We start from the raw sequence: 4,710 nt of genomic DNA, 5'->3' as shown, positions 1-4,710 counted from the left end.
GAGCAGCGCGTTCATTGGTCATGTACGACTGCTGTCGGCGGGATGCCGTAATCTCCGTGACTCGGTTCCGCTACGCTACACAAGAGCGACTCTCGATTAGATTTTGTTTGATGAGGAGGTGCATCTCCGCAAGCGTTATTACGAATTATCCATAACTCATGAATGAGATGGCGAAGTCACCTGCGTGGTCAACTCAACCACCAATACAACAACTTCAGACGATAGCCGATCTCTTAGAGACGCCGGCACTCGCCCGTATCTACGCCTATATCCTTCGAGAGGGCCCAGTGACTGTCTCCAATATTGTTGCCGATCTCGACTTCCCTCAAGGCACTGCGTATGATTATGTACAGAAACTCGAAGCAGCGGAGTTCGTGGAAAAAACGCAGACACAGCGACCGTACAATTACAACGCAGATCCCGTCTCACTCACGCTTACAACCGATGGTGAAACACAAACCATCACGTCAGCCCTTATTGCTGCCGTTGCTCGTCGTACTGAGAACGACGACATCGATATGTATATTGATCGGCATGGGGTTGATGGTTTAGCTGTTGCACTCAACTACGCCCAAGAGTATGTTGATGGGACAGTGAACCATCGGATAGCAGCCCGCGAACTCGATCTCTCGCCGCTTGAAGCAGAAATCATCCTCCAGGCGCTCGAACCGATTGCTCGCGAATATGCAATCGAATGAGGACTGCCTACATCGCCGATACCGGTGTTTTCGTCCGATGTGGTGGTCCAGATAATAATAAATTTCAGCGACTACGTCGCGCGGTTCAACAGGCGGGTGTACCACTACTGATACCTCAGCGTGTCTACGAAGAGTTAGGCGGCGATCCGGATGCTGACGAGTATCCATCAAGTGATATTCCCTATCCGAATGCCATCAAGGAAGGGTGGGTGGTTGTAGCCGACGAACTTGATTATACCACCCCTGTCGTCGCAACAGTGATGGATGGAGCAAGACGATTCATCGCCAACGAAACCGATCGATCTGAAGACAGCATCGAGAAAGCCGACACGGCCCTCCTTGGCCTCGCTGCCCAGGTCCTCGACACTGAAACCGCAAGTACAGTTGTCCTGCTGACCACCGATAAGCCGGCTGGTGAGGCTGCCGAAGCTCTTCTCCCCGAGCACGGATTTCACGACCAGATCGAGTATCAGTACGTTAGTACCGACTGTTTAGAGACGATCACCGCGAACTGTTTCAGTGAACCATGACCGTAGTTTCACCCGAATCACCGAAATCATTCAATAGGGACCAGACTGTGGCTCGGGAGTAATCGGTAGAGTGGAGGTAGCGGGTGTATCTGAATGATATCAATTTAACAGACAGTGGTATGAGTACTCCGAAAACCAGTGCTAATACCTATAGATGGGGTGAGCGATCAGGAGCTACTGGCGAGATGATTTCGCTTCGCGAACCTCACTCCCCTCTCGCACCATTCCAGGACAGTTCGGGCAGACTCGCACAGTGTCCATTCCGGTCGGAGCGAACACACGAACGTACTGCTCGGTGACGAATCCACCACAATTTAGACAATCTGGCATAGTAGAATCCGTCAACCCACGGAACTTCATTCTATCGTCCTCTCTTCGAAACCTGTTCTACGGATGAACGTTTGAACTGCTGAAAGAACCTGAATGGGCCATTGACTTTGAGAGTACACGTTCTGGGAACGGATCCTGACTTCTTGGGTTGTGGCTATGCCTTGTGTAACTTTCGGAGAGTCCGACTCTTTCTATCTGTACATAAGGTAGTTACAACAGAAGAGCGTCCGCCGGCATCATCACTAGAGCCCGGTTTGGTCCTGTGGTCCGTGCCTGTCCATCCATTCTCGGCGAGAGTGCAGCACAAAGACCGTTACTGCTCAGGATTGACTGGATGATTCATTCTGTATTTGTAGATCGATATACTCGGCTTGGCAAGATCGTTTGACTCAGCAAACTGTGGCTAAAATCACCATAAATTTCACATTCGTTTCATCGTAGCTGGGTTTACGAACTAACCATCGATAGAAACCACACTAATTATTTTCTGGAGTATATATTTTGGCAGCTGGAACAAACAAAATCGCCAAAGAGGACCACGAGAACTCACGTACCAGTTCATGCAGTTGCTCCCGTCGCTCCGCTCGCGGGAGCGACGGGGAAACCTCGTCGGTGATTTCGAGCAACGTCTCAACGAGATACGCTTCCTTGGCGTGATCAAGGCGGACGCTCAGTCCGCCTCGTTCGTCCCAAAACGCCACGTTCGCCCGTTCAGCGAACGTTACGAGCGTCCAGGCGAGAAACACCAGCTGGATGTAGCACTCAATCGCCTGTTTTCCTTCCAGCTGGTACTGCTTGAAACCGAACTTCGCGTTCGATTCCTCGTGAACCGTCTCGATGTTCCACCTGTGTTCGACGAGTTCGAGGATCTCGGCCGCCGACCGGCCGAGATCCGTACTCAAGTAGTGCTGAGTTGTGTCGTCCGTCTTGCTCGCAACGATCTTCATCGGACCGACGCCTTCAATTTCGACGATCTCGCTTGCGACGTCGTAGGTTTTCTCCTTCCCACGAACTGTGATCGTCGTCGGTTCGTACTCCAGCGTCGCCGCGAAGGCGTCGACGCGTTGGGTCCAGACGACGCTCTGTGGAGAGACGTGTTTGTCGGATTTCAGCCGACAAACGACGTCATGACCTTGATTTTGGATTGCAGCGATTCTCTCGTCACCGTAGTACGCGGCGTCGAAAACGACTGTGAGAGCCGCTCCAGCCGGCAGCTGGAGCGGCGTCACGATCTCTTCGACGGCGATCTCGGTCTTTTTCTTGAACGGCTCGTCGAAATCCGACGCAAGATCCTCTGGAACGTACATCCGCGCACGGTAGGGAACATAGACGTCCCCGACCTGGAGGCTGGAAGTGACGATCTTGTTGCCTAGCTCCGTCTCTCCGGCAACAGGATTGTACAACCGGGCGACGCCATCGGTGGCGTCGCCGGTTTTCGGAATGAACGTATCGTCGATGTGGAGGAGCACGTCGTCGCCGGCACCAACTTGGAGTTGGTCGAAGACGTACTCAGCGTGGTAGTGGGCGAGATTGGTAGGCGACCAGTCAGCACCGCCGAAGAAGTAATCGTATGCTCTGCGGGATTTCGCGTCCGCGTCGGGACGCGAAATCCCGCGGGCGAGGCCACTGACCGTCCACTGCGCTTCACCGAGAATCAGCGTGCTCACGAGGTGTTTGAACGAATCAGCGTTGCGGCTGTCAGAGAAGACTTGTTCGAATGCTGCGAAGGCTTGCTCAAACCATGGCGGAAGACGAGTAACGCCGAGCACAGTAGACGAGCATCAGATCTCCTCTGGGAACCACTGTTCGATGTCACTGCCTACTGCTCGCTGACCAGTCAGCGAGCGTAGGGAAAAGTTGCCAAGCCGAGTTTGGTGACGAGAATACCAACACAAACGAAGTTCAGGAAAGATTACGGGAACGTGAGAAGAGCACGAACAGCAAGAACTCCGAAAGTCAAACCGATGAACTCGATACGTTGCGTGATCGCTATGCACGCGGCGAACTCACTGAGGAGCAATTTGAAAGTAAGGTTGAGACGCTCTTAGAAACCGACACCCCCGAAGATGCGGCCAACTGGCAAAGCGAGGACCGAGAGGCAATTAGGGAGTAATTGAACTCTTATATCTACGATAGTCAGCCTGTCGTCCGGCAGTTGAACCCTGTCAGCAGGCACATGATCACTGACAGACTGTCAGCAACCCCGGTTCCATATATGTAACCCACCCTGTTGGAATCGTAGAATCCAGTTCGCCATTCTAGGTTTATTGTTCGGCCGCTGCTGAGGTAGTTGGTCAATACTATTGAGATGTCTTCTTCTCGCGTACGCTATTTCCCTCCCGAACCATGCCAGGGCAGTTCGGACAGACACGCACTGTATCCATCCCGTTTGGGGCGAATACACGGACATACTGCTTGGTGATCGATCCGCCACAGTTCAGACACTCAGGCATAGTAGAGTCCGCCGACCCTCGGAACTTCATTCTATCGTCATTTGTAGTTCACTTCGTGAGGAACGTTCGAGACGCAGTTTTCGATGGGTTCGAATTGGTGGTTATGGTGGGAGTCGGAAATTCAAGATAATGCTGAAAAGGTGCTGGAAGCGATCGTCAATCGTTTGAATGACTTTTCGTACCTAAACTGATTTATCTTCAATTGCATATGTGACATATAGGAATTTGGAGCGTACCAACATTAAAAATGTCAGCTTGGACCGGTTTGCTACCCACTTGCTTACCGACGCTGCTTCGAAGAGTTTATTCGTTCCACTGGTATACGATGAGGTCCGAAAGAAGTGAGGATTCCGCCCCTGCGGTCCGCCGTCAAGATGGAATCTGACGTTAGCCCTGATAGTTCGGTGACACCCGGTTCGGTCCGCGGTGTCACGAACGCGAACCCGATAGGTGAACACACCCTTGTGTNCGGGGTCCGATTCAGCCATGCTAGTTGTACGGGTTTAGACCCGTAGCAAATAGCTCCGTAACACGTGGTCAAACTACCCTCTGGACCGGGATACCCTCGGGAAACTGAGGCCAATCCCAGATACTGCTTTCATGTTGGAATACAGAAAGTCGGAAACGGTCCGCCGCCGGAGGACGTGACTGCGGCCGATTAGGTAGACGGTGGGGTAACGGCCCACCGTGCCGATAATC

At 52.5% G+C, this 4,710-nt stretch carries 6 protein-coding genes and 1 rRNA gene; 4 read left to right on the top strand and 3 right to left on the bottom strand.

What is annotated here, in order from left to right:
• The first annotated feature begins 167 nt into the window (after positions 1-167).
• Both C451_RS02560 and C451_RS02555 read left to right on the top strand, forming a co-directional pair.
• Positions 168-698: a DUF7437 domain-containing protein gene (locus tag C451_RS02560; RefSeq protein ID WP_049912743.1), complete on the top strand. Its 531-nt coding sequence runs from the start codon at positions 168-170 to the stop codon at positions 696-698.
• Positions 695-1,228, top strand: coding sequence for a hypothetical protein (locus C451_RS02555; RefSeq protein ID WP_049912741.1), 534 nt, complete (start codon positions 695-697; stop codon positions 1,226-1,228). Before C451_RS02560 ends, C451_RS02555 begins: the two co-directional genes overlap by 4 nt.
• Before the next feature lie 174 nt (positions 1,229-1,402).
• Here the strand turns inward: C451_RS02555 and C451_RS24500 are convergent, their stop codons facing one another.
• Both C451_RS24500 and C451_RS02550 read right to left on the bottom strand, forming a co-directional pair.
• Positions 1,403-1,558, bottom strand: a complete 156-nt coding sequence (locus tag C451_RS24500) for a DUF7563 family protein (RefSeq protein WP_449271494.1) — start codon at positions 1,556-1,558, stop codon at positions 1,403-1,405.
• 476 nt (positions 1,559-2,034) lie between these two features.
• On the bottom strand, positions 2,035-3,327 hold the full coding sequence (locus tag C451_RS02550; RefSeq protein WP_049912739.1) for an IS701 family transposase: 1,293 nt from the start codon (positions 3,325-3,327) through the stop codon (positions 2,035-2,037).
• 11 nt (positions 3,328-3,338) lie between these two features.
• Here C451_RS02550 and C451_RS23980 point away from each other — a divergent pair, with 11 nt between their 5' ends.
• Positions 3,339-3,671 (top strand): SHOCT domain-containing protein, encoded by a 333-nt coding sequence (locus C451_RS23980; protein WP_080503443.1) that lies wholly within the window; start codon positions 3,339-3,341, stop codon positions 3,669-3,671.
• A gap of 187 nt (positions 3,672-3,858) precedes the next feature.
• On the opposite strand, the gene C451_RS24495 is transcribed toward C451_RS23980, so the two are convergent.
• Complete coding sequence (locus C451_RS24495) at positions 3,859-4,011, bottom strand: DUF7563 family protein (RefSeq protein ID WP_007737342.1); 153 nt, start codon at positions 4,009-4,011, stop codon at positions 3,859-3,861.
• Between the two features lie 446 nt (positions 4,012-4,457).
• Between C451_RS24495 and C451_RS02545 the strand changes: the two genes are divergently transcribed.
• Positions 4,458-4,710: ribosomal RNA gene (locus tag C451_RS02545) — 16S ribosomal RNA — on the top strand; the annotation flags it as partial.

The organism is Halococcus thailandensis JCM 13552 (assembly GCF_000336715.1).
Classification (GTDB): Archaea; Halobacteriota; Halobacteria; order Halobacteriales; family Halococcaceae; genus Halococcus; species Halococcus thailandensis.
This window is presented reverse-complemented; position numbering and strand designations above follow the sequence as displayed.